At 60.1% G+C, this 23,596-nt stretch carries 21 protein-coding genes; 8 read left to right on the top strand and 13 right to left on the bottom strand.

Translation table 11 applies throughout. The features are described from left to right. Nucleotides 1-148 precede the first annotated feature (148 nt). From GGD53_RS30705 to GGD53_RS30685, 5 genes are all read right to left on the bottom strand, one after another. Complete coding sequence (locus tag GGD53_RS30705; protein ID WP_184460470.1) at nucleotides 149-1,063, bottom strand: adenylate/guanylate cyclase domain-containing protein; 915 nt, start codon at nucleotides 1,061-1,063, stop codon at nucleotides 149-151. 204 nt (nucleotides 1,064-1,267) lie between these two features. Continuing rightward, nucleotides 1,268-2,818, bottom strand: a complete 1,551-nt coding sequence (locus GGD53_RS30700; RefSeq protein ID WP_184460469.1) for a SpoVR family protein — start codon at nucleotides 2,816-2,818, stop codon at nucleotides 1,268-1,270. Then, the gene (locus tag GGD53_RS30695; RefSeq protein ID WP_184460468.1) at nucleotides 2,815-4,089 is read right to left on the bottom strand and encodes a YeaH/YhbH family protein; all 1,275 of its coding nucleotides are present in this window, start codon (nucleotides 4,087-4,089) and stop codon (nucleotides 2,815-2,817) included. Before GGD53_RS30695 ends, GGD53_RS30700 begins: the two co-directional genes overlap by 4 nt. Before the next feature lie 12 nt (nucleotides 4,090-4,101). After that, nucleotides 4,102-6,045, bottom strand: coding sequence for a PrkA family serine protein kinase (locus GGD53_RS30690; protein WP_064803761.1), 1,944 nt, complete (start codon nucleotides 6,043-6,045; stop codon nucleotides 4,102-4,104). Nucleotides 6,046-6,451: 406 nt separating this feature from the next. Then, nucleotides 6,452-6,928, bottom strand: coding sequence for a VOC family protein (locus GGD53_RS30685; protein WP_184460467.1), 477 nt, complete (start codon nucleotides 6,926-6,928; stop codon nucleotides 6,452-6,454). Between the two features lie 190 nt (nucleotides 6,929-7,118). Between GGD53_RS30685 and GGD53_RS30680 the strand changes: the two genes are divergently transcribed. Further along, a complete protein-coding gene (locus GGD53_RS30680) occupies nucleotides 7,119-9,596 on the top strand; it encodes an ATP-dependent helicase (protein ID WP_184460466.1) in 2,478 nt (825 codons plus the stop codon). 27 nt (nucleotides 9,597-9,623) lie between these two features. Here GGD53_RS30680 and GGD53_RS30675 read toward each other — a convergent pair whose 3' ends face one another. Beyond that, entirely contained in the window at nucleotides 9,624-9,971 is a 348-nt protein-coding gene (locus GGD53_RS30675; protein WP_184460465.1) for a hypothetical protein, read from the bottom strand. A gap of 366 nt (nucleotides 9,972-10,337) precedes the next feature. On the opposite strand from GGD53_RS30675, the gene pncA reads away from it, so the two are divergent. Continuing rightward, nucleotides 10,338-10,964, top strand: coding sequence for a bifunctional nicotinamidase/pyrazinamidase (pncA, locus tag GGD53_RS30670; RefSeq protein WP_184460464.1), 627 nt, complete (start codon nucleotides 10,338-10,340; stop codon nucleotides 10,962-10,964). 15 nt (nucleotides 10,965-10,979) lie between these two features. On the opposite strand, the gene GGD53_RS30665 is transcribed toward pncA, so the two are convergent. Then, nucleotides 10,980-12,572: a hypothetical protein gene (locus GGD53_RS30665; RefSeq protein WP_184460463.1), complete on the bottom strand. Its 1,593-nt coding sequence runs from the start codon at nucleotides 12,570-12,572 to the stop codon at nucleotides 10,980-10,982. Nucleotides 12,573-12,802: 230 nt separating this feature from the next. Between GGD53_RS30665 and GGD53_RS30660 the strand changes: the two genes are divergently transcribed. Then, complete coding sequence (locus GGD53_RS30660; protein ID WP_184460462.1) at nucleotides 12,803-13,468, top strand: dihydrofolate reductase family protein; 666 nt, start codon at nucleotides 12,803-12,805, stop codon at nucleotides 13,466-13,468. A gap of 14 nt (nucleotides 13,469-13,482) precedes the next feature. On the opposite strand, the gene GGD53_RS30655 is transcribed toward GGD53_RS30660, so the two are convergent. After that, entirely contained in the window at nucleotides 13,483-13,746 is a 264-nt protein-coding gene (locus GGD53_RS30655) for a DUF2164 domain-containing protein (RefSeq protein WP_184460461.1), read from the bottom strand. Between the two features lie 131 nt (nucleotides 13,747-13,877). Between GGD53_RS30655 and GGD53_RS30650 the strand changes: the two genes are divergently transcribed. Then, nucleotides 13,878-14,609, top strand: coding sequence for an AzlC family ABC transporter permease (locus GGD53_RS30650; protein WP_184460460.1), 732 nt, complete (start codon nucleotides 13,878-13,880; stop codon nucleotides 14,607-14,609). A 3-nt stretch (nucleotides 14,610-14,612) separates the two neighbouring features. Then, nucleotides 14,613-14,921 carry an AzlD family protein gene (locus GGD53_RS30645; RefSeq protein ID WP_064803774.1) on the top strand — a complete coding sequence of 103 codons (309 nt, stop codon included), beginning with the start codon at nucleotides 14,613-14,615 and terminating at the stop codon, nucleotides 14,919-14,921. Between the two features lie 66 nt (nucleotides 14,922-14,987). Here the strand turns inward: GGD53_RS30645 and GGD53_RS30640 are convergent, their stop codons facing one another. Next, complete coding sequence (locus GGD53_RS30640; protein WP_184460459.1) at nucleotides 14,988-16,823, bottom strand: aminopeptidase P family protein; 1,836 nt, start codon at nucleotides 16,821-16,823, stop codon at nucleotides 14,988-14,990. A 277-nt stretch (nucleotides 16,824-17,100) separates the two neighbouring features. Here GGD53_RS30640 and GGD53_RS30635 point away from each other — a divergent pair, with 277 nt between their 5' ends. Next, nucleotides 17,101-17,274 (top strand): hypothetical protein, encoded by a 174-nt coding sequence (locus GGD53_RS30635; protein ID WP_004668779.1) that lies wholly within the window; start codon nucleotides 17,101-17,103, stop codon nucleotides 17,272-17,274. A gap of 400 nt (nucleotides 17,275-17,674) precedes the next feature. Here the strand turns inward: GGD53_RS30635 and GGD53_RS30630 are convergent, their stop codons facing one another. Further along, nucleotides 17,675-18,553: a 50S ribosomal protein L11 methyltransferase gene (locus GGD53_RS30630; protein WP_184460458.1), complete on the bottom strand. Its 879-nt coding sequence runs from the start codon at nucleotides 18,551-18,553 to the stop codon at nucleotides 17,675-17,677. Between the two features lie 68 nt (nucleotides 18,554-18,621). Beyond that, the gene (locus GGD53_RS30625) at nucleotides 18,622-19,221 is read right to left on the bottom strand and encodes an SCO family protein (RefSeq protein ID WP_184460457.1); all 600 of its coding nucleotides are present in this window, start codon (nucleotides 19,219-19,221) and stop codon (nucleotides 18,622-18,624) included. Between the two features lie 382 nt (nucleotides 19,222-19,603). Here GGD53_RS30625 and GGD53_RS30620 point away from each other — a divergent pair, with 382 nt between their 5' ends. Both GGD53_RS30620 and GGD53_RS30615 read left to right on the top strand, forming a co-directional pair. Beyond that, complete coding sequence (locus tag GGD53_RS30620) at nucleotides 19,604-21,568, top strand: methyl-accepting chemotaxis protein (RefSeq protein WP_184460456.1); 1,965 nt, start codon at nucleotides 19,604-19,606, stop codon at nucleotides 21,566-21,568. Between the two features lie 2 nt (nucleotides 21,569-21,570). Beyond that, complete coding sequence (locus tag GGD53_RS30615) at nucleotides 21,571-22,038, top strand: chemotaxis protein CheW (protein WP_004668786.1); 468 nt, start codon at nucleotides 21,571-21,573, stop codon at nucleotides 22,036-22,038. 283 nt (nucleotides 22,039-22,321) lie between these two features. On the opposite strand, the gene GGD53_RS30610 is transcribed toward GGD53_RS30615, so the two are convergent. Together GGD53_RS30610 and GGD53_RS30605 are read right to left on the bottom strand one after the other, a co-directional pair. Beyond that, the gene (locus tag GGD53_RS30610) at nucleotides 22,322-22,813 is read right to left on the bottom strand and encodes a CreA family protein (RefSeq protein WP_184460455.1); all 492 of its coding nucleotides are present in this window, start codon (nucleotides 22,811-22,813) and stop codon (nucleotides 22,322-22,324) included. A gap of 78 nt (nucleotides 22,814-22,891) precedes the next feature. Beyond that, the gene (locus GGD53_RS30605; protein WP_184460454.1) at nucleotides 22,892-23,482 is read right to left on the bottom strand and encodes a 3'-5' exonuclease; all 591 of its coding nucleotides are present in this window, start codon (nucleotides 23,480-23,482) and stop codon (nucleotides 22,892-22,894) included. Between the last annotated feature and the right edge of the window lie 114 nt (nucleotides 23,483-23,596).

The following is a 23,596-nucleotide window of genomic DNA, read 5'->3' as shown; positions in this document are numbered from 1 at the left end:
GGCCGGCATTACCGATTTGTAATATCAGCGAAGAATGGAAATAATCCGGCCGCTCACTTTTGCTTGAATGGAGCTCGCAAAGGTCTTCGATGCTGCCGGTCTATGGACGAAGATCGCTCAAAACCCATAGAAAATGAGGGGCGGAACTCTATCGGCGTATCGCCCATCGCAGGCCGACCATCGCTGCGATCCCCAGTATTGGCCAAACCGCCCAGAAGGTTCCACTCCAGGTGAGAGCGTTGATGCCGATAATGCCGAGCGCCGTGATCGCGAGTGTCACCATCCTGCGGTCGAAAAGCGCCTGGTCACGAGTCCAGGCAAGCGCTGCAATGATGACGAGCGCAAGCAGCGGGAAGCGAGCCCAGAAAACTCCGTGCCATGTGAGGAGATTGATGCCGACGAGTACGGCGGCGATGACGCCGAGCACGCTGAACAGGCTTCGGCCGTAGCCGGCAGCCGGTCTTGCCTCGGCCGTGACCGGAGCCGCCGGCTGGGGCCGAACAGAGGCGGGTCGTTCCGCAGGCTGCGCCTCCTCGCCTCCGTCGCCGATCCTGACCGCATAGCTCGGCACGCCCTCGTCGACGTTCTTCACCGTCAGCGGCCCGAGAAACTCGAAACCAACAGCTACCTTGTTGCGCACCTGATCGTAAACTGTGCTCGATATCACGATGCCGCCGGGGGCGGCCGAGGCCTGCAGCCGCGCGGCGATATTGACACCGTCGCCATAGATGTCACCGCCCTCGACGATGACGTCGCCGAGATTGATGCCGATGCGGAAAAGCATGCGCCCGTCGCTTGGACGGCGGGCATTGAAGCCGGCAAGTTCGTTCTGGGTATCGACGGCGGCGCGCACGGCTTCGACGACACTCGGGAACTCGGCGATCAACCCGTCGCCCCAGGTGTTGACGACACGGCCGCCATGGCTTTCGATCAGGTGTCCCATCGCCTCGCGGCAGCGCTTCAGCGTCGCAAGCGTCCCTTCCTCGTCGGCCCCCATCAGCCGTGTATAGTCCTGCACGTCAGCACAGAAGATCGTCGTCAGCTTCCGCCGCGTTTCACTCATGGTCACTCGCCTTTGCTATCGGCCCCGAAAGGTCGCTGCAAAGGTGGAATTGGGTTGAATGGGGACCAATATGAACGATTGCAGCGGCGGTAAATTACGCAGCCTTTGTATTTGTTGCCATCAATAATTGCCGATCGTCACCGGATGCGGGCAAAAGGATGGACGCATACGACGCGCTTAAGCCCGCGCGCCGAAAAAAATCGATCATTGAACAATCTTGCGCGGGCTCGCCGCATGTTCCTTCGCCACGGTGCTCGAGCCGTCGATTTCCTGAAGCAACACGTCGTAGCCCCAAAGATCGGCGAGATGTTGCAGGACGAGCTTCGTGTCACCTTCCTGCAGATAGCAGCCGTTCATGACGATATGCTGCAGCAACAGGCGGCGGTCGCCGGCGAGATCGACATCGACGATATCGATGGCCGGATCGGTCCAGCCGATATCGTATTCGCGGGAGAGCTGGCGGCGAATGCGCAAATAACCGCGCTCATTGTGAATTGCCGAAACCAGCACACCTTCGGTCTGTTCCGGGTCGTCGTAGAGATGGAACAGCCGCAACCGCCGGATCAGGTTCGGGCTTAGGAACTGGCTGATGAAACTTTCGTCCCGGTAATTTGCCCAAACGTCGCGCAGAACCCCCATCGCGTCGCCTCGTCCCGCAATATCGGGAAACCATGCCCGGTCCTCTTCCGTCGGTTTCGTGACGATCCTCTCGATGTCCTGCATCATCGCAAAACCAAGCGCATAGGGATTGAAGCCCGAGAACCGCCGATCGTCGTAGTTCGGCTGGAAGACGACATTGGCGTGGGACTTCAGGAATTCGAGGAAGTTCCCGTCGCTGATCTGCCCCCGCTCGTGAAGCCGGTTCATGATCTGATAATGGACAAAGGTGGCGGTTCCCTCATTCATCACCTTGGTCTGCCGCTGGGGATGGAAATATTGAGCGACGTGGCGGACGATGCGAAGGATCTCGCGCTGCCACGGCTGCAGTCGCGGCGCGGATTTCTCGAGAAAATAGAGGATGTTATCCTGCGGAAGGCCGAGCGCGGCGCGCCGCTTTTCCAAGCCTATATCACCCGCCTTCTTCGCCTTGCCGACGGGAACCGTGCGCCACAGGTCGTTGAACATCTGCTCCTCGTGGGCGCGACGCTCCTGTTCCCGCTTCTCCTCCTGGCGAAGGTCGATGGTGGTCTTGCCGGCATACCGATGCACTCCATGCGACATCAGCGCATGCGCCGCATCGAGCGTTCTTTCGACAGCCGTCTCGCCGTAACGCTCTTCGCAGCGGGTGATATAACCCTTGGCGAAATCAAGGTAATCGAGAATTCCCTCGGCATCGGTCCAGAGCTTGAAAAGATAATTGTTCTTGAAGAAGTGATTATGGCCGAAGGCCGCATGGGCGATGACGAGCGTCTGCATCGTCGCCGTGTTTTCCTCCATCAGATAGGAGATGCAGGGAGAGCTGTTGATGACGATCTCGTAGGCAAGGTCGCGCATCCCGCGGCGGTAGAAGGTTTCATGGTGCGCAAAGTGTTTTCCGAAGGACCAATGGCGGTAAAACAGCGGCATGCCGGTCGAGGAATAGGCATCCAGCATCTGCTCCGAGGTGATGACTTCGATCTGGTTCGGATAGACATCGAGACCGAGCTCGCCGAGCGCGATTTCCTCGCACGCATCGTGGACGCGCTGCAGCGTTGCAAAGTCCCAGTCGGCTCCTTCGAACAAGAGCCGCTCTCTTGGCCTCACCGTCATGGTCATGGCGTCACCTTCGACTGTGCCTCACGTTTCTGGAAGAGATCGTGGAAAACAGGGAATATTTCGCTTCGCCGGCAGACCTTGCGCATCGAAAGCGGCAGCGGTTCGGAACGGATCCCGTCATAGAGCATCCAGAGGGGCGATCGCGATACCGAGGAATCGCCGCCTTCCTCGCCGACCTCGATATAGGCGAAATACTGGCACAGCGGCAAAATCTCGCGCAGCAATTGCCCGGTCAGATTTCCATCCGAATGGGCGTTGTCGCCGTCCGAGGCCTGGGCGCCATAGATATTCCACTCCGCCGGATCGAAACGCGCCGCGATGATCGCCCGCATGGCGGCAAGCGCGCTAGACACCAGCGTGCCGCCCGTCGCCGGACCGTAGAAGAAGGTTTCCTCGTCGACCTCCTCTGCCCTGTCAGTATGGCGGATGAAGACGATTTCCACTTTCTTGTAGCGTTTCGACAGAAAAAGGTAGAGCAGCAGGTAGAATCGCTTCGCAAGGTCCTTCATGTGCTCCGACATCGAGCCCGAGACGTCCATCAGGCAGAACATCACCGCTTTGGCGACAGGTTTCGGCTCGTTTTCGAAGCGGCGATAGCGCACGTCGAGCGGATCGATATAGGGAATGCGCCGGCTTTTTTCCGTCAGGGATTTGAGTTTTGCCTCAAGCGCCAGGCGACTCTCGTCGTCCTCGCATTCCTCGATCTGCCGCTGCAGGGCCTCGATTTCTTCGCGGCGCGGGCGGCCAAGCGCAACGCGGCGCATCATCGCCAGCTTCGTGGTGCGGCCGACGGCAATGTTGGCGGGGGATCCCGATACGGAATAACCGGCCCGGAACGGAGTTTCCTCCTCCGTTTCGGCTAGACGCCGCTTGGCAAGGTCTGGCAATTCAAGGTCATCGAGGAACACATCGAGGAATTCCTCCCGCGTCAGCACGAAGCGGAAACCGTCCTCACCGTCGCCCTCGCCTGCATCTTTTGGTTTTCCACCCTTCCCACCCGGCGGCCGCGGTATGATGTCCCCTTCGACGAAGGCCCGGTTCCCGGGCAGGATGTGGTCGGCGATGCCGCCTTCGCCCCGTCGAAAGCTTGGTTCGGCCATTCCATCGATCGGCAGGCTGATCTCCCCGCCGTCGAGCACGTCTCGAATGTTTCGATTTTGCAGCGAACGTTTCACCGCCTGCTGCACGGCTCCCTTCATGCGTCGAAGGAACCGCTGACGATTTTCCAGACTTTTACCGCGCGGATTTAGCCGCCGGTCGACAATGTGCATAATGGCTCCGCATTAACTTGCCTGTTTGACGCGCATGTACCATTCGACGAGGCGCCGAACCTGCCGTTCCGTGTAACCTCGCGCGGCCATGCGCGAGACGAATTCGCTATGCTTCTTTTCTGTTTCCGAATCCTTCTTCGACCCGAAGGAAATAACCGGCAAGAGATCTTCGACCTGCGAGAACATACGCTTCTCGATGACTTCCCGGATTTTCTCGTAGCTCGTCCATGACGGATTTTTTCCGCCATTGGCTGCCCGCGATCTCAGCGAGAACTTGACGATTTCGTTGCGGAAATCCTTCGGATTGGCGATTCCCGCCGGCTTTTCGATCTTCGTCAGCTCCTGATTGAGGAGCTCGCGGTCGAGAAGCTGACCAGTATCGGGATCCTTGAAGTCCACATCTTCGATCCAGGCGTCGGCATAATCTACATAACGGTCGAACAGATTCTGTCCGTAGTCCGAATAGGATTCAAGATAGGCCTTCTGAATCTCGTTGCCAATGAACTCTGCGTAGCGTGGCGCAAGATCGGCCTTGATGAATTCCAGATAGCGCTTCTCGACGTCGTCGGAAAACTGCTCGCGACGGATCGCCTGTTCCAGCACATACATCAGATGGACGGGATCGGCGCCGATATCCGTGGTGTCGTGATTGAAGGTGGAGGCGAGCACTTTGAAGGCGAAGCGGGTCGATATCCCGTCCATGCCTTCGTCGATGCCGGCAGCATCCCGGTATTCCTGGACACTGCGGGCGCGCGGATCGCTTTCCTTCAGGCTCTCCCCGTCATAGGTGCGCATCTTCGAGAAGAAGGTCGAATTCTCGTGTTTGCGCAGGCGCGAGAGGACGGAGAAACGCGCCAGCATTTCGAGCGTTGCCGGGGCGCATGGTGCATCCACCAGTTCCGATCCCTCGATCAGCTTTTCGTAGATCTTCTGTTCCTCTGTCACCCTCAGGCAATAGGGCACCTTGATCACGCAGATGCGGTCGATGAAGGCCTCATTGTTCTTGTTGGCCTTGAAGGTCTGCCACTCCGCCTCGTTCGAATGCGCAAGGACGATGCCGGAGAAAGGTATGGCGCCGATATTCTCGGAGCCGATATAATTGCCCTCCTGCGTTGCCGTCAGCAGCGGATGCAGCATCTTGATCGGCGCCTTGAACATCTCGACGAATTCGAGCACGCCCTGATTGGCGCGGTTCAGTCCGCCCGAATAGCTGTAGGCGTCCGGATCGTTCTGAGAATAGGTTTCCAGCTTGCGGATATCCACCTTGCCGACCAACGAGGAGATGTCCTGGTTGTTCTCATCTCCAGGCTCGGTCTTGGCAATTGCGATCTGGCGCAATCGCGAGGGTTGTATCCTGACGACGCGGAATCGGGAAATGTCGCCTCCGAAGTCGTCGAGCCGCTTCAGGCACCACGGGCTCATCAATCCGTTCAGACGCCGCAGCGGGATCCCATACTGCTCCTGCAGGAGCGAACCCATCGTCTCCGGGTCGAAGAGGTTGAGCGGGCTTTCGAACACGGGGCTGATCTCGTCACCGGCCTTCAGCACGTAGATCGGATGAACCTCCATCAACTGCTTCAGCCGCTCCGCCAGCGACGACTTGCCGCCGCCGACCGGACCGAGCAGATAAAGAATCTGCTTGCGCTCCTCGAGCCCCTGCGCCGCATGCCGAAAGAAGGAGACGATGCGTTCGATTGTCTCTTCCATGCCGTGAAAGCCCGCAAAGGCGGGATAAACCCGGATGGTCCTGTTCATGAAGATTCTGCCGAGGCGCGCGTCCTTGGCGGTATCCACCATCTGCGGTTCGCCTATTGCAGCGAGCAGACGCTCGGTCGCGTTGGCATAGGCGATCGGCTCGGTTTTGCAGAGATCGAGATATTCAGAAACCGACATGTCGCTTTCGCGGCGCGCTTCATAACTGCGTGTGAACGCATCGAATACGGATTCACTCAGCATGGGACCTCCATTAAGGTTATGCCGCAGGCTCTAAGCCGTATAACCATCGAGATGGCCACGGCGTTCCTAAGAATCAATAGTTTCGTAGGTATATTCGACGCTCACCGGCCGTTTGTAGCAATGCACAAAATTGTGCATGCACCGGTAATTTTTTTACTCCGCGAAACTGTTTCCCATTGTAGTTGAGAAAAGGGTCATCGCGATATCAGCACATTTAGCGACGTGACATGAATGTCAAAAAGGTGTGCAATGGCGCCCGTGATTCGAGCCGTGGGAAATCGGCGATCGGCCGACGGTGAGAGCAAGCCGCTCTGACAGCGGGGCAGCCAGCGCGCTCCCGCAGCATGGAACCGGACGAATGTCACCACCCGCCCGGTATATTCCGAATCATCGCTTCCCGGCACTTTTAGCCGTTGAACGCCTTCTCCAGCGCAACCACATCGATCTTGACCATGCCGAGCATGACTTCGGTGACGCGCCTTGCCCGCTCGCGATCTTCGTCGGCGATCATCTCGGAGAGAGCGCGCGGGACGATCTGCCAGGAAAGACCCCAGCGGTCCTTCAGCCAGCCGCAGGCCTCCGGCGTGCCGCCATTGGCGAGGAAGGCATCCCATATCCGATCGATCTCCGCCTGGCTTTCCAGAAGGATCGCGATCGAAAAGGAATGGTTGAAGCTGTCGAGCGGACCGGCCTTCATCGCCAGGAAGGCTTGGTCGCCAAGCGTGAACTCGATCAGTTCGACGCTGCCGGGAGGGCCGCTCGGCGTTTCCGCCGGAAGTATGGTGGTGCGGCCGATCCTGGAATCCGGAATGATCGACACGTAGAATTCGACGGCTTCGCGTGCCTGCTCCGCGAACCAGAGATTTGAAATGACCTTGGGCATGGACAGCCTCCTTGTTGGCGAGTATCCCGGACTTCTGTCCGATGCTTCGAGGACGTCTGGTCGACGCCGGTTCCGACAGGCTGCGATCGGATTTTTTTCGCCGCCCACACCCCCGCAATAGCGGCGGTTCGGGAATGAAAGCAGAACATCTTTTCTGGCCTTTCCTTCCCGAATCACTACATTACGCGCCATGAGCAATAGTTTCGACGATATTCCCTTCTTCGACGAGGAGCCGGGCGAAGTGGCGCGTAAGCCGCAGCCGTCTGTCGCAACTGCCGGAAGGCCGGCCGCCGGCGGCGGCATCGCCGCCCGCGCCATGGCGGCGCGTGACGGCGGCAAGCGGCCGGATTATCTCGCCGGATTGAACCCGGAACAGACCGAAGCCGTCGAAACGCTGGAAGGCCCCGTCCTCGTGCTCGCCGGCGCCGGCACCGGAAAGACGCGCGTGCTGACGACCCGCATCGCCCATATCCTCAATACCGGCCGCGCCTTCCCTTCGCAGATCCTGGCCGTCACCTTTACCAACAAGGCCGCGCGCGAGATGAAGGAGCGCATCGCCCTGCTCGTCGGCGGCGCCGTCGAAGGCATGCCCTGGCTCGGCACCTTCCACTCGATCGGCGTCAAGCTCCTGCGCCGCCATGGCGAACTCGTCGGCCTGAGCTCCGGTTTCACCATTCTCGACACCGACGATGTCGTGCGCCTGATCAAGCAGCTGATCCAGGCCGAAGGCCTCGACGACAAGCGCTGGCCGGCCAAGCAATTCGCCGGCATGATCGACACCTGGAAGAACAAGGGCCTCGGCCCCGCCGATATCCCCGAGGGCGATGCCCGCGCCTTCGCCAACGGCCGTGGGCGCGATCTCTATTTCGCCTATCAGGCGCGCCTGACGACGCTGAACGCTTGCGATTTCGGCGACCTGCTGATGCATCCGATCGCGATCTTCCGCAAGAATCCGGATCTCCTGAAGGAATATCACGGCCGCTTCCGCTATATCCTCGTCGACGAATATCAGGATACCAACACCGCCCAATATATGTGGCTGAGGCTTCTTGCCCAGCGCGCCAAGGGCGAGCCGCAGAATGTCTGCTGCGTCGGTGACGACGACCAGTCGATCTATGGGTGGCGCGGCGCGGAGGTCGACAATATTCTTCGCTTCGAGAAGGATTTCCCCGGCGCCAAAGTCATCAAGCTGGAGCGCAACTACCGTTCGACCGAACATATCCTCGGCGCGGCCGCCCACCTGATCGCCCACAATGAAGGCCGCCTGGGCAAGACGTTGTTCACCGACCGCGCCGATCCCGACGACGTCAAGGTCCAGGTCCACGCCTCCTGGGATTCGGAAGAGGAAGCCCGTGCCATCGGCGAGGAGATCGAGCAACTCCAGCGCAACAAACATCTGCTGAACGACATGGCGATCCTCGTGCGTGCCTCCTTCCAAATGCGCGAATTCGAAGACCGCTTCGTCACCCTCGGCCTCAATTACCGCGTCATCGGCGGCCCGCGCTTCTATGAGCGCCTCGAAATCCGCGATGCCCTGGCCTATTTCCGCCTGGTGGCGCAGCCGGCCGACGACCTCGCCTTCGAACGTATCATCAACACGCCGAAGCGCGGCCTCGGCGACACGACGGTGCGCGCGCTGCACGATTATGCGCGCGCCCGCGACATCCCGATGCTGGCGGCCGCCGCCGACATCATCGAGACGGACGAACTGAAGCCGAAGGCGCGAAAAGCCCTCTTCGACGTGATTCAATCTTTCCGCCGGTGGCAGGAACTGCTTGAAAACACGCCACATACCGAACTTGCCGAGCAGATTCTCGAAGAGTCCGGCTATACCGACATGTGGAAGAACGACAGGAGCGCCGAAGCTCCGGGCCGCTTGGAAAACTTGAAGGAACTCATCCGCTCGATGGAAAGCTTCGAGTCGATGCGCGGCTTCCTCGAGCACGTTTCCCTCGTCATGGATGCCGAGACCAACGAGAACCTCGACGCAGTCTCGATCATGACGCTGCATTCGGCCAAGGGCCTGGAATTCGACACCGTTTTCCTGCCCGGCTGGGAGGAGGGCCTTTTTCCGCATCAGCGCTCGCTCGATGAAAGCGGCCGCGCCGGCCTGGAGGAGGAACGCCGCCTCGCCTATGTCGGCATCACCCGCGCCAAACGCCGCTGCCACATCTGGTTCGTCTCCAACCGCCGCATCCACGGTCTCTGGCAATCGACCCTGCCCTCGCGTTTCCTGGACGAACTGCCGGAGACCCATGTCGAGGTCGCCGAGATGGAACAGAGCTACGGCGGTTACGGCCGCGGCGGCTACGGCCAGTCCCGCTTCGACAAGGCCGAACCCTTCGCCAATTCCTATTCGACTCCCGGCTGGAAGCGCGCCCAAGCCAACAAGACCGATGCTACCCGCGACAATTGGGGCACCCGCTCCGGCCACGCCGTCGAACGCATCGGTTACGGCGAAAGCGGCCCGAAGGGGCGCATGATAGACGGCGAACTGGTGGCGAAATCGACATCGTCGGAACCATCGCGCTTCACTCTCGGCGACCGCGTATTCCACTTGAAGTTCGGCAACGGCAACATCACCGGCATCGAAGGCAACAAGCTGACGATCGATTTCGATCGCGCCGGCCAGAAGCGGGTGCTGGACGGGTTCGTCGAGCGCGTGTGATTTTGCGGTTATACCGCGTGGGAACCCTTACCCGAACATCCGCATACTGCTGAGCCCGAGAACATCGTTCAGCAGGGCGATCCCCATTCCGGCGGCGACGATCGACAGCCCGATCAGGAACAGTCGCCGAGCCCGGTCGTATTTTGCGGCGAGCAGGGAGTCGCGCGCGAGCAGATCGGCAAACACCTTCACCTGAACGGCGATACCGACAGTCAGGAACGACATCGGCAGCAGATCGATGCGGCTCCAGTCATTGGGATTGGAGACCCAGAGACTGATGAAATTGAGGGAGAAACCAAGAATGATCCCGGTCGCCGTCAGCGAGCCATTGCGGAATGTCGCATCGATCTTTTCATCTGCTTGAGGCTCGGACATGGCTTCAATCTCGATTTGCTGATGAGCCAAGAAAGGCAGAAATCGCGGCGGCGGGCAAGGTTGAGCGGACGTTGCCGTCGAAGAAGGCGCTGCAGCGCCTCAGCCGGCAAACCGATGAAGGCTGACACGGGAAAAATGAGGCTCTGCCGGGGAGATCCCGCAGTGTAAAACCTTCGCCTTCCCGCCGTTTCGAGAGGAGAGTCACTGCGATCAAATATCCATGGTTGCATTAGCGTATGCTTTTTCGACCAGCCACTACCGGAGGTACTAGAATTAACACTTGCGCACCCGCGCTGGGAAATCCACTAGTGGTGTGTTCGGTGCATTTGGCATTTGCATTGCAATAACGCGAAGGGATTGGCCTTGATGAAAGCGCTGCTGCTCGTCGATATCCAGAACGGCTTTTGTCCGGGCGGCAATCTGCCGGTGCCGGACGGCGACAAGGTGGTTCCCGTCGCAAACCGGCTGATCGACAGCGGCAGATACGATCTGATCGTCGCCTCGCAGGACTGGCATCCGCCCGGCCACGGCAGCTTCGCCTCCGCCCATCCGGGTGCCACCCCCTTTGAGATGGGCGAATTGGCCGGCAAGCCACAGATGATGTGGCCCGACCACTGTATCCAGGGTACGCCCGACGCCGAACTGCATCCGGAACTGAAGTCCGAAGAGATCGACCTGATCCAGCAGAAGGGCGAGGATCCCAGAATCGACAGCTATTCGGCGTTCCGCGACAATGACCGGGATGCTTCGACCGGTCTTTCCAATTTTCTCCAGGAACAGGGTGTCACCGATCTCGACGTCTGCGGGCTGGCGACCGATTACTGTGTCAAGTTCTCGGCGCTCGACGCGCTCGAGATGATGCCTGGTGTGCGCGTGCGCTTCATCGAGGATGCCAGTCGCGGCATTACCCCCGAAGGTGTTGCCGCCGCCATCGATGAGATGCGGGCGCATGGCATCGCTGTGATTAAAAGCGCAGATGCCTTGCGCCAATGAGCTTGCGATCGCCGGCTATTTCAGCAAATAGGCGTCGAATGTCTCATCGCTGCCGGCAACGGGGCCGAAGCGCTTGACGAGGGTCGTCTCGCTCCGGAATGCCGAAATGTCCTCTGGCATCAGGGATAGCAGCCAATTGTAACTTTCGCGCAATGAGACCGGTGCGGCAATCCGGTCAAGCCGCTGTGAGAGAAGAACGACGACGGGAGCATGCTCGCTCTGCTGCAGTTGCCGCGCCGTCTGCAGAATGTCGGCAAGGCTGAGAGACAGCCGCGCTTTGCGGGTATAGTGCACAATGGCACCGAACCGTTCCTCCCTTAGAAGATAGGTGCGATTGGAGATGTAATAGGGCAAGGCTTCCACGAGATAATCGGGGTCCGCCATGATGATCGCATCCTTGAGATCAGGACGAGATTGAATGAACGAGCCGAGATCCCGGGCTCGGCTGAGCGGCATGTCGGTGAAAAGGAATTGATGGACCCTCTCGATGCCGGAAGCGACCTGCAGCGCGAGCAATATCATGAAGCACAGACGCCCGATCTTCACGCCGACGCCGGCAGTTTCGGTGCCGGCGACATCGGCGGGGCCGGCCCGAGGCGGCTGGGTCAAAGCGGTGATTGCGATCATGAAGACCAGCCACAGCGCCTGATGTCTGTAGCTACCTGGGTAAACGAGCGTAAAAAGCAGGGAAAGCCCGAGGAGAACCAGTGCTGCTGCGAACATCGCCGGTCGCCGGTTCGCCAGCCCCAACAGGCTGCCATAGATGAGCACAGCCATGAGCAACGCGAATATCCGGGCGAACAATGGATCAGCCACGACCAGTTCAAGGATCCGGTCGGGGTAGAACGCCATGAAATAGGAACTGGCCGCGGTAAAGGCAGAAAGGACAAGCAAAGCGAAATTCTTGCCCGCAAGATCGTTCTGCCCCGCATCATTGAAGGTCGGATAGACCGTCATGACGCAGAGAACAATGCCGACGGCGGCAATGGCAGCGGCTGTCACTAGGGCCCGATATGCGCTCAAAGGGGGTCTTGGCGGCGCCAGAACCAGATCGAAAAACCAATAGGCGAGGAAACCGCCGACGAGGACCACCGAATGGACATTGGTATTGGCCAGCAAGGCGAACAGCAGGCCAAGCAATATCCCATTGCGGAGGCCTTTCTCCCAATTCAGGACGATAAGGAAGACCACCAGCATGCTGATGCCGTAATTTCGCGACATCGCGGCGTAGTCGAAAACCGAAAAGCTGCTGAACAGCGACAGCAGCATGATGGGAAGGGGCAGTTTCAGCCGGAAAACAAGGAGGTAGGCCGAGACCGTCGCGACCGTCAGCGCGACGATCTTCAGGACGACGGGTGAGCCGAGCACGACATGAGCGGCGCGCAGCAGGATATACCAGAGAGCAGGATGACCTTCGCCATGCATCTGGCGAAGCATATCGATGAAACTTTCGCCCTGAAGAGCGAGCGACAAGGCGCGAACCTCGTCACGCCATACCGTTTCGAACCAGCAAAGCGCAGACGCTAGCGCAAACCACAGCAGAAAGATCGACACTTTGCCAAGCACGGTTGATCGGCGTTCATCGATATCAGAGACAATCACAGCCAATTGACACGACCCGGTGACGGAAAATGTCGCGACGATACCGGTGTCCCGATAATTTGGTGTTAAAAACGTTCGGTCCGATTGAGCTTTGCGGCGCTTCTCCGCCGTCGCGAGTGCCACCGTTGAGCGCCGACGGCGGCGGCTGCGATGGCACAAAAATTTCCCCGTCCATGTCGGCTGAACCCAGCTTGGTCCGTCCTTGGTTCTGAACACAACAACCATGGGAGATGAGAATGAGAAAGCTTGTGACCGCAGCCTTCATAAGCCTGGACGGCGTCATGCAGGCGCCGGGCGCGCCGCAGGAGGATCCGACCGGCGGCTTCAGCCTTGGCGGCTGGACCGTCAATTACTGGGACGAGCCGATGGGCCAGTTCATGGGCGGGATCTTCAGCAATCCCTTCGCATTGCTGCTTGGCCGCAAGACCTACGAGATCTTCGCAGCCCACTGGCCCTTCGTCGGCCAAGACGACCCGATTGGAAAGGTCTTCAATGCCGCGACCAAATATGTCGCGACCACCTCCACCCAGCCGCTCGCCTGGGAAAATTCCGTCGCGCTTCACGGCGACGCTGCGGCCGAAATCGCCCGGTTGAAGCAGGAGGATGGCCCGGATCTTCTAACGCAGGGCAGCAGTGGCCTGCTGCAGACCTTGCTGGCGCACGACCTGATCGACGAACTCCGGCTTCTGACCTTCCCGCTTATTCTTGGCCCCGGCAAGCGCCTGTTCGCCGATGGCGCTAAACCGCAGGCGCTGAAGCTCACGGAAAATGCAGTATCCACGACCGGTGTCATCATGAGCGTCTACGAGCGTGCGGGCGAGGTCAAAACCGGCACCTTTGGAATGCAGGAACCTTCGCAAGCCGAAATCGCCCGCCGGGAGCGAATGAACCGCGAGGGCTAAACGCCGCTACCCGTTTACGGCCCAACGCTCTTGTTCTTCTCGTCGCGCTCCATGAGATAGATGTCCTCCGCCAGGTCCTCCATCTTTAGCAGAAGGGCTGCGTGTGCATCGCGAAGGCCTTGATTGTAATAATGGGCACCGATCTCCTCGGCGAAAAAGTCGAGCAGGAACTCGGCCGGCAGCGCGCCGATCGGCTGGTCGAGCTCCGTCTCGAAATAGCGGCGAATACTGGAAACGATCATCGCCTTCGCCTCCTTCGAAAATTCAATCTTCTTCATGGGAGTCCCTTCGGCCGGATGCAGTCAGGCTTTGATGCTTCAGCGAAATCGATTGGTCAATCAACGAAATTCAATTGCCGCGGAAGACCATAGCCCATAAGGAAAACCTGAATTTCCAACAGGACACCCACATGAATCGCGCCGACTTTGTTGAAGGTTTGCGGGGCGGCTCGGCCGTTGCGCTGGCATCGGCGCCCTTCGGCGCGCTGTTCGGAGCGCTGGCGGTTGAAAACGGCATGTCGCTTTCCGAGGCCGCCTTCATGAGCGCCACGGTCTATGCCGGTGCCAGCCAGATGGTCGGCATCGAACTCTTCGGCCACAAGGTCCATGCCTGGCTGATCGTGCTGTCGATCCTCGCCGTGAATTTCCGCCACGTGCTCTATTCCGCGGCCTTAGCGGGCTACATCGGCCATTTCACCTCGGTGCAGAAATTCTTCACCTTCTTCCTGCTCGTCGATCCGCAATTTGCCGCGGCGGTCAAGCGCGGCGAAGCCGGCAAGCCGCTTACCTTCGCGTGGTACCTCGGCTTCGGCATCATCATCTACATCCCCTGGGTGCTGATCAGCGTCGCCGGCGGCATGCTCGGCGGCTTCATCGGCGATCCCAAGGCGATCGGCCTCGATATCCTGTTGCCGGCCTATTTCCTCGGCATCGTCCTCGGTTTCCGCAAGCGCGACAATTTCCTGCCGGTGGCGCTCGTCAGCGCGGTGGCATCAGTGCTCGCCTACCGTTATGTCGGCTCGCCCTGGCATGTCAGCCTGGGTGCGGCCGCCGGCATCGTGCTGGCTGCCCTGCTGCCGCTGCCGCGCGAGGTGCCGGATCTCGAAGCCGACGCCCTTCAATCCGAAGTGCACGAGGTTTGAGCCATGGAATTCGATCTCCACATGGCGCTCGTCATCCTCGCCGCAGCAGTCGCCACCTTCGCCACCCGCATCGGCGGCTATATCCTCATCACCCGAATGAAGAGCATTCCGCCGCGCGTGGAAGCGGCGCTGAATGCCGTGCCGGCCGCCGTGCTGACGACTCTTGTCGCACCTGCCTTCTTCATCGGCGGCTGGGAATCGAAACTGGCACTGATCGTTGCGCTCTTCGTCGGCCTGCGCATTTCCCATACATGGATGCTGGTTGCCGCCTGGGTTGTCGTGATGGCATGGCGCTACACGATCGGCGCCTGAGCCCTGCCTTGCGCCTGAAAGATGCGCGACCTTGCGGCCCGAAGACAGTGCTCCGCCGCCTCTTGCCTAATATTCGAGCGGCAGCGTCGCGTTTTCGAGCCACGCCTTGACGTCGTGGTCATGGATCAGCGGCATCAGCGCCTCGCATGTGCGGCGGTGATAGTCGTTGAACCAATGCAGCTCATCATGGGTCAGAAGCTCGGGAATGACGAGGCTGCGGTCGATCGGGCAAAAGGTCAACGTCTCGAAGCCGAGCATCGGCATGTCGCCGCCGTCGATCTCCTCGGCGCCACGCACATAGATCAGGTTCTCGATACGGATGCCGAAGCTGCCCGGCCGGTAATAACCTGGCTCGTTCGAGAGGATCATGCCGGGCAGCAGCTCCTGCGTCGAAAGCCTGGAGATGCGCTGCGGTCCCTCATGCACAGAGAGATAGGAGCCGACTCCATGGCCTGTGCCATGGGCAAAATCGGCGCCTGCCCGCCACAGCGCGATCCGCGCCAGCGGATCGAGGTCGCAGCCGCGTGTACCCCTGGGGAAACGTGCCGTGCTGATCTGGATCATTCCCTTGAGCACCATCGTGAAGAAACGGCGATGCTCCTCTGACACCGTACCAATCCCGACCGTGCGGGTAATGTCGGTCGTGCCGTTGATATATTGCGCACCGGAATCGATCAGGAAGAGTTCACCCGCCTCGATCATCCGGTTGGTCTCGGTCGTGACACGATAATGCATGATCGCCGCGTGTTCGCCAGTGCCGGAGATCGTATCGAAGGAAATATCCTTCAGCGGGTTCTGCATGCTCTGGCCGACACGGGCGCGCACAGCCTCCAGATGTTCGGCAGCGGCGATCTCGCTGACGCTGCCTGGTTTCTCCTGCGACAGCCAATAAAGGAATTCCACCATCGCCGCCCCGTCCTGCAGATGTGCAGCGGCCGAGCCGTTGATTTCGACGTCGTTTTTCACCGCGCGCGGCAGCTTGGCGGGATCGGCGCCCTCCACCACTTCACCGCCAGCCCGGCGGACGATCTCCGCCAGCGCATGTGAGGCGATATCAGCGTCGATCAGCACGCGGCCGCCATCCCTGGAAACGGCAGCGAGCCTCTCTTCGAGCGCCGAAGGCGGCAGCTGCGTGCAGATCTGCCCGAGATAGGCTTCGGGCTCGATGCCTGTCTTGCGCTTGTCGAGGAAGAGTTCGGCCCGTCCGTCGGTATGGATGATGGCGCGCGCCAGCGGATGCGGCGTGTGCGGCACGTCGGCACCGCGGATATTGAAGATCCAGGCAACCGACGAGGGATCGGCGATCAGCACCGCAGCCAGGTTTTTCTTCGAAAGATCGGCAGCAATCGTCGCAATCTTATCGTTCGCCAGCACGCCGGCCTGGGCGACATTCTGGATGGTGACGGCGCCGAGCGGCTCGGCCGGCCGATCGCTCCACAACCGGTCGAGCGGATTGTACGGCAGGAAGACCAACGTCCCGCCGATCTGCGCCAGTGCTTTTTCCAGGCGCCGTACCTCCGCGCCCGCGTGCAGCCAGGGATCGATGCCGAGCCTCAGCCCCTTGCTTCCGTTTGCGGCAAGCCAGACATGCGGCGGCTCGTTGAGGAGATCGCCAACCGAGAATACCGAGCCGTCAACTTGTTCGGCCAGCTGCGTCACATAGCGCCCGTCGACGAAGACGATCGCCTGCGTCCGCAGGATCAGCGCAATGCCCGCCGAGCCGGTGAAGCCCGTCAGCCATGCCAGGCGCTCGGAGCATGCGGGAACATATTCGCCGTTGAATTCGTCGGCACGCGGCACGAGGAAGGCATCTATGCCGAGCGCATCGAATCCGGCGCGCAACGCCGAAACCCGATCCTTGCCGAACTGCGGCGTGGAGGTGACCTCGAAAGACTGGAACATGCTGGAAATCCGAATGGTTGAAACGAATCCGCTTAATGGGATGCAGTCATGTTAGCGAAATTTCAATCGATGGGGAGAAAAAGCGACGAAACGAGTCGAAGTCACTGCAGACGCTCGGCATTTTGACAGAACTGTGACGCCAAAAGTTAATTTGGCATGCTTTATGCATTGCCCGCATGGCTCCCATGAGGAAAACCCTCTGCCTCCGCATTTCAGAATAGCTATATAGACGCCATCGAACGGTTCGGATGAACCAGCAAACAAAGGATTTTTTGAAATGACCGCCTCTCTCTCGCGCTTCGCATACAGCAGCCCGGTACAGGCTGGCGAACGCCAGACCGTGCGTCACGTGATCGGCGCCCGCCGCCCGCAGAACGAGGACAGCCTCAAGCTGCTCGGCGCCGGCCAGCGCGTCACGCGCCACCAGGGCGCCCCCAGCTACGCGTTCTAGCTTAAAGCCTGTCCGTCTCCTCCCTCCCGGACCGGCCTATTGGAATGCAGTAGAGCCTGCTTGAGCACTCCTCCTCCTTCGAGCTCGCGGGCATTGGCCGGATAGACCGGTCCAAGGCGGTGCCACTGGCGCCGCCTTTTTTGTTTTAACAAGTATTAAATGCTATCTTGTGGACTCGGAGGTCGCGGTTTGCTCCCTCTTCTCCCCAGCGGGGAGAAGGTGGCCCGAAGGGTCGGATGAGGGGGCCACACGGCACACCCTTACTTGCCTTCGCTTGCGCTCAGCGCATTCGCGGCTTCGCCGCTCACCCCCTCATCTGCCCTTCGGGCATCTTCTCCCGGCGGGGGCCGCCGGGGAGAAGGGGAGTAAGTCGCACCCGTCGCCCCGATCCTCTTCCTCCTCAAGGCCGATCGAAATGAATCGTCACCCAGCCGTTCCGCCAGATCGTCCTGACATGGCGGAGCCGCGCGCCACTATAGGCGGCGATCACCTTCCACCGTTGTGACGCGAGAATGCCTGAAAGGATCACCGATCCGCCGGGCGCAAGATGCGTGGCGAGCTTTGGCGCCATCCGGATCAGCGGCCGGGCGAGAATATTGGCGATGATGAGGTCGAAGGGGCCATGCTCCGAGAAGGCCGTCGAATGAAAACCCGGTGCGGTCTTCGTGACGATGCCCGACGCGATGCCGTTGCGTCGTACGTTTTCAGCCGCGACCCGCGTCGCGATCGGATCGATATCGGTCGCAAGCACCGGTATATTTTTGAGCTTGCGCACCGCGATCGCCAGAACGCCGCTGCCGGTGCCGAGATCGAGCGCATTGCCAACCCGGCGCGAACGCACCACGGCATCGATCATCTCCAAGCAACCGGCCGTTGTGCCGTGATGGCCGGTGCCGAAGGCCTGGCCGGCATCGATCTCGATGGCGATGTCGCCGGAGAGGACCTTGTCGCGGTCATGCGAGCCATGCACCAGGAAGCGCCCTGCCCTGACTGGCTTCAATCCTTCGAGCGATTTCGCCACCCAGTCGACATCCGGGATGACTTCTCGCAACAGCTGAGCATCGGGAAAAGCGACCTTCAGCGCCGCCTCGATGCGAGAGCGCACATCTGACTCGTCCTCGGTCATCATATAGACCGAGGCTTCCCAGACATCCTTCTTTTCATCGATTTCGGTAGTGCCGATGGCGAAGTCTTCTTCGCCGAAGACTTGGGTCAGGAGCTCGAGGATCGCTTCGGCCTGGCTTTCGGTGGTCGACACGTAAAGGCGGATTTCACTCACGATAGGCGGTCTTTCCCGTTTCCGTTGCCCGCCATCGGTCGAGCCAACGCCCTATCACGCTGAAGCCGTCACCCCTTATTGACGAGATTCTCCAGCTTCTTTACCGCCGTGTCCGGATTTTCGCCATAGGCGATCGTTCCGGCAAAGCGTCCAGCCGAATCGAGCAGGAAGACCGAGGCGAAATGATCCATCGTATAGTCGCCGTTCGGGTCCTTCTCATCGACCGGTACCTTCTTGGCGTAGATGCGGAAACCTTTGATGACCTCGGCGATCTTGTCCGGCGGGCCTGAAATGCCGATGATGCGCTTGGAAAAATTGGAAACATATTGGTTCATGATTTCGGGCGTGTCGCGCTCGGGATCGACGGTCACGAAATAGCCCTGCAGCTTAGTTCCCTCGGGATCTACCTTCTCCATCCAGCCGTTCAGCTCGTACAGTGTCGTCGGGCAAACTTCGGGGCAATGGGTAAAACCGAAGAACAGCGCCGTCGGCTTGCCGCGCAACGCCTGTTCGGTGATCGGTTGGCCGCTTTGAGAAACGAGCGTGAAAGGCACGCCGTAGGGAGCTTCCGCCACCACGTCCCGCGACTTCATGGAATAACTAACCGCGCCGAGAACTCCGGCAAGTATCAGAACACCGATCCAGACGGCGATGCGAAATGTCTTCATGGCGTGGCCCTCAGTCGGAGGCGGTCATGCCCCCGCCGGCGTGATTATAGTTTCGGCCGGAGGCGCGCAATTCAAGAATATGTTTTCTGACCCGTGATTAATTGCCTCAGGGGCAGAAGCTGTCCAGGGCGGAAAAATCGTCGAACCGCAATAGCGCATACCAAAAAGCGGCATCATTTGAAACACTTACCATCAAGGTGAACAGATAAGTTCAAGAGAAACATCATTAGGAAAGGCTTAAATCGTCATCTTTATATTTAGCAGTGCGTGCGGCCCGATCGAGCCGTTCTGACATGAAGTCTGCCGAGTGGCGAAAATCCCCGGACGTCCGCATGAGGGTAGGAAAAACATAAACCCGAGCGGTTTGTGGAGGGGTCTTTTCATGACGAATTCATCGGTGCGCAAGAGCCTGTCGGTGAGCCAGCGGCTCTGGACACTGGGCGGTGCGGCCTTCATCGGTTTCGGAACGATGCTCGGCGTCGGCTGGTACGAGAACATGCGGATCGACACGGCGTTGCGCCGCGCCGGCGAGATCCAGACGAGCGTCAACCATATCGGCGACATGCGGCTTGCGAATCTGACGATGGTCTTGGCCGCGATGGACATCATCGTCGACAAGGACAGCAAGGCCGTCGAACCCGAGCGCATCAAACTGATCGGTGATTCGCTGGCTGCTCTTTCGGGTGGTTCGAAGGAGATGCACTTTCTGGCGAATGAAATGCAAGTCGGCAGCCTGTTGAAGAGCTATGACGCCGATGTCGCCGCAATCGGCAAGGCAATACAGGTCGATCTGATCGCGCTGGTCCAGCAGGGAGCACCCGACGCCGAATTCGACAAGATCGACGACGCGATCGACGGCGCCGGCGAGGAACTGACCGCAACGCTCGACAAGCTCGCCGCCGACGGCACCATTTTCGCCCAACAGCATGTCGAGCTCGCCAATGCTGTATCGCGGGAGGCCCTCATCCTGCAGATCGGCCTCGGTGTCCTGGCCATCCTCACCATGGGTGTCCTGCAATATGTCCATGGCGGCTCGATCCGGCGTGGCATCGGCGCCGTGCGCCAGAGCATGCAGCGCATCATGAGCGGCGACCTGGCCAGCGACGTTGCGGAAAAGAACCGCGGCGACGAGATCGGCGAAATGGCCCGCGCGGCCGACAGCTTCCGCCTCGCCGCCATCGAAAAGCGCGACCTTGAAGCCCGGACTGAGACCGACAGGCAACGCAGCGATGCCGAGCAGCGTGCCCGCGAAGCCGCCAAGCTTGCCGACGCGGAAGCTCTGAACGCCGCCGTCACCGCTCTCGGCGCCGGCCTCACCCGTCTGTCGGGCGGCGATGTGACCGTGACGATCGACCAGCCGTTCCGCGACGAACTGGAGCGCTTGCGCCTGGACTTCAACCAGACGACCGTGACGCTGCGCAAAGCAATGAGCGACATCGCCATCAACAGCAGCTCGATCGAGGCGAACAGCCGCCAGATGCGCGCCGCCGCCGACGATCTCGCCAAACGCACCGAGCAGCAGGCCGCCTCGCTGGAAGAGACGTCCGCCGCCCTCGACCAGATTACCGCCACCGTCCGTAACGCCACCAACCGCGCCGAGGAAGTGGGCCACATGGTCTCCCACACCCGCGAGAATACAGCGAAATCGGATATCGTAGTCGGTGATGCGATGGCCGCGATGGAGCGAATCGAAGGCGCCTCCCGCGAGATCGGCAAGATCATCAACGTCATCGACGAAATCGCGTTCCAGACGAACCTCCTGGCGCTCAACGCCGGTGTCGAGGCAGCGCGCGCCGGCGAGGCCGGCAAGGGCTTCGCCGTCGTCGCCCAGGAAGTGCGCGAACTCGCCGGCCGTGCTGCGGGTGCTGCCAAGGATATCAAGGCCTTGATCGGAAAATCCGGCGAGGAAGTGAAGATCGGCGGCGAACTGGTGACAGCCGCCGGTGAAGCGCTTCGCCAGATCGGCGAAGATGTTCTGCGCATCGACGAACATGTTAAATCAATCGTAACCTCTGCGCGCGAACAATCGGTTGGATTGAACGAAATCAATACTTCGATCAGCCAGATGGATCAGGTCACGCAGAAGAACGCGGCCATGGTGGAAGAGACGAATGCCGCAAGCCATACGCTCGCCATCGACGCCGAAAATCTGACGCAACTGATCAAGCAGTTCAAAACCGGCGAGGGCATGAGCGCCCGGCAAACGCCGCGAGAGGCAACCGCCGCCTCGCATTCGAGACCTTCTCCCGCACGCAGCCTGATCGGCAAAGTCGCGGGCGCATTCAACGGCGGTTCCGCCGCCAAAGCCATCGCCGCTCCCGCCGGGGACAACTGGGAAGAATTCTGATCATGAACAACAACGCCATCAAGCAGTCGGGCGCCTATCTCGAAATCGTTTCGTTCCACCTGGGCGACCAGGAATTCTGCATCGACATCATGGCCATCCGCGAAATCCGCGGTTGGGCGCCGGTAACGCCGATGCCGCATACCCCTCCCTACGTGTTGGGCCTCATCAACCTGCGCGGCGCGGTGATCCCGGTCATCGACATGGCCTGCCGCCTCGGCATGAAGATGACCGAGCCTTCCGAGCGCTCGGCGATCATCGTCACCGACATCGCCGGCAAGCTGGTCGGCCTGCTGGTCGAGCAGGTTTCCGACATGATGACCATCAAGAGCGAAGACCTGCAACCGCCGCCGGAAATCATCCCGGAAGCCCAGCGCGCCTTCTGCCGCGGCATCGTCGCGCTGGAGAAGACCATGGTCTGCTTCCTGAACCTCGATACCGTCATTGCCGACGAGCTGAATCAGGCGGCTTGATATTTATCTGAGCATGGAATTCGGAGGGCCCGGCTCGTCCGGGCCTCTTTCGTTTTTGAGGAAGATGCGGCTCACCTTATCTACCGAGCCGCGCGCCCCCTCTCCTCCGTCATCTCTGTGCTTGTTGTCACAGGGATCCAGCCACCGCGCGTCCGCGCGGTGAATGACCCACCATAAGAGTCTCCTGCGCCCAAAGACTTGGGCGCGCTGGATCCCTGTGACAAGCACAGGGATGGGGAGTTTGGGGAGACGACCCACACCCTTCCTAACATCCGCAACCCTACTACGGCCTCCCATTCTTCCAGGTCACGTTCTGCCCATAGAGCGGAATGGTCGAGATCGCCATCTTCGCCGAACCATCGGTCAGTTCCCGCGAATGAGCGAGATAGATCAACGTGTCGTTGGTCTTGTCGTAGATGCGGTTAACAACAAGCGTCTTCCAGATCAGCGACATGCCCTGGCGGAACACCTCGCTGCCGTCCCTGGAGAGGTCGATGTTGCCGATCTCAATCGGCCCGGTCTGGCGGCAGGCGATGGAATTGTTGGACGGATCCTCGAACCAGTTGCCGTTCTTGAACCGATCGATCAGGCTGCGATCGAAATAGGTGACGTGGCAGGTGACGCCCTTGACCTCGGGATCGGAGACAGCCTCGATCATGATGTCATTGCCGATCCAGTCGACCCCGACCTTGCCGACGACTTCGGCCGAGGCGGCGCCCGTGGAAATGGCAGCGAAGGAAAATGCGGCGAGAAAAAACATGCGCAGCTTGGACATGGCGGCTCCCTGGATGATCCGCATTCTAGATAAGCGTGCACCCAGGCTTTGCAAGAAAGCGCCGCTGCAGGATCAGATTCAGCCCTTCCGGCAGGTGCAGGGCGCGTAGCCCTTCGCCGTCAAGCGCCCGGGCGTCATGCCGATCAGCGCCGGGATCGCTTCCACGGCTTTCGCCTTGACCGCCTTCGCCATTTCGATCGCCGCTGCCGCGCAGACCGCGGCATCCTCGGCGGCGTTATGGTGCATGAAATGCAGACCAAGATGCTCGGCGATCAGGTTCAGCCGATGCGAGAGGAAATGCGGCCAGATCCGCTGCGCCATTTTCAGGCTGCAGAGATAAGTGAGTTCCGGATAGGATTGCCGGTAGAGATCGAGGCTCGCCCGCCAGACGCTGAAATCGAAGGCCGCGTTGTGCGCGATCATCGTCGCGCCGCTGATATCATCGTAGAACTCGTCCATCACCTCGGGAAACTCCGGCGCATCCTCGACATGCTCCGGCCGGATACCGTGGATCGCGATGTTCATCCCGGAAAACCGCATGTCGCGCGGCCGGATCAGCCGCTCCTCGACGCGAGTAACCCGTCCCTCCTCGATCCAGGCAAGGCCGACCGAGCAGGCGCTGCCGCGCTGCTCGTTGGCCGTCTCGAAATCGATGGCGATGGTCGTCAAAGACAAATATCCGAATCGTCTAGGTCGGATCGACATTCAGGATTCCCAAATCAGTTGATCGCTGATTCATAGGACACCGTGTTGAGCACGGAGGTCTGACATGGCGTTTAAGCG

Origin of the sequence: Rhizobium aethiopicum, from assembly GCF_014197535.1 — a bacterium.
In the GTDB taxonomy this organism is placed as follows: domain Bacteria; phylum Pseudomonadota; class Alphaproteobacteria; order Rhizobiales; family Rhizobiaceae; genus Rhizobium; species Rhizobium aethiopicum_A.
This window is presented reverse-complemented; position numbering and strand designations above follow the sequence as displayed.

Bases quoted from the DNA above. Each gene is read 5' to 3' on its own strand.
- GGD53_RS30685 (WP_184460467.1), bottom strand. From the start codon at position 6,928: ATGCCCAAGGTCATTTCAAATCTCTGGTTCGCGGAGCAGGCACGCGAA.
- GGD53_RS30700 (WP_184460469.1), bottom strand. From the start codon at position 2,818: ATGACCATGACGGTGAGGCCAAGAGAGCGGCTCTTGTTCGAAGGAGCC.
- GGD53_RS30635 (WP_004668779.1), top strand. From the start codon at position 17,101: ATGACCGCCTCTCTCTCGCGCTTCGCATACAGCAGCCCGGTACAGGCT.
- GGD53_RS30675 (WP_184460465.1), bottom strand. From the start codon at position 9,971: ATGTCCGAGCCTCAAGCAGATGAAAAGATCGATGCGACATTCCGCAAT.
- GGD53_RS30690 (WP_064803761.1), bottom strand. From the start codon at position 6,045: ATGCTGAGTGAATCCGTATTCGATGCGTTCACACGCAGTTATGAAGCG.
- GGD53_RS30680 (WP_184460466.1), top strand. From the start codon at position 7,119: ATGAGCAATAGTTTCGACGATATTCCCTTCTTCGACGAGGAGCCGGGC.
- GGD53_RS30615 (WP_004668786.1), top strand. From the start codon at position 21,571: ATGAACAACAACGCCATCAAGCAGTCGGGCGCCTATCTCGAAATCGTT.
- pncA (WP_184460464.1), top strand. From the start codon at position 10,338: ATGAAAGCGCTGCTGCTCGTCGATATCCAGAACGGCTTTTGTCCGGGC.
- GGD53_RS30705 (WP_184460470.1), bottom strand. From the start codon at position 1,063: ATGAGTGAAACGCGGCGGAAGCTGACGACGATCTTCTGTGCTGACGTG.
- GGD53_RS30695 (WP_184460468.1), bottom strand. From the start codon at position 4,089: ATGCACATTGTCGACCGGCGGCTAAATCCGCGCGGTAAAAGTCTGGAA.
- GGD53_RS30660 (WP_184460462.1), top strand. From the start codon at position 12,803: ATGAGAAAGCTTGTGACCGCAGCCTTCATAAGCCTGGACGGCGTCATG.
- GGD53_RS30655 (WP_184460461.1), bottom strand. From the start codon at position 13,746: ATGAAGAAGATTGAATTTTCGAAGGAGGCGAAGGCGATGATCGTTTCC.
- GGD53_RS30620 (WP_184460456.1), top strand. From the start codon at position 19,604: ATGACGAATTCATCGGTGCGCAAGAGCCTGTCGGTGAGCCAGCGGCTC.
- GGD53_RS30645 (WP_064803774.1), top strand. From the start codon at position 14,613: ATGGAATTCGATCTCCACATGGCGCTCGTCATCCTCGCCGCAGCAGTC.
- GGD53_RS30610 (WP_184460455.1), bottom strand. From the start codon at position 22,813: ATGTCCAAGCTGCGCATGTTTTTTCTCGCCGCATTTTCCTTCGCTGCC.
- GGD53_RS30625 (WP_184460457.1), bottom strand. From the start codon at position 19,221: ATGAAGACATTTCGCATCGCCGTCTGGATCGGTGTTCTGATACTTGCC.
- GGD53_RS30650 (WP_184460460.1), top strand. From the start codon at position 13,878: ATGAATCGCGCCGACTTTGTTGAAGGTTTGCGGGGCGGCTCGGCCGTT.
- GGD53_RS30640 (WP_184460459.1), bottom strand. From the start codon at position 16,823: ATGTTCCAGTCTTTCGAGGTCACCTCCACGCCGCAGTTCGGCAAGGAT.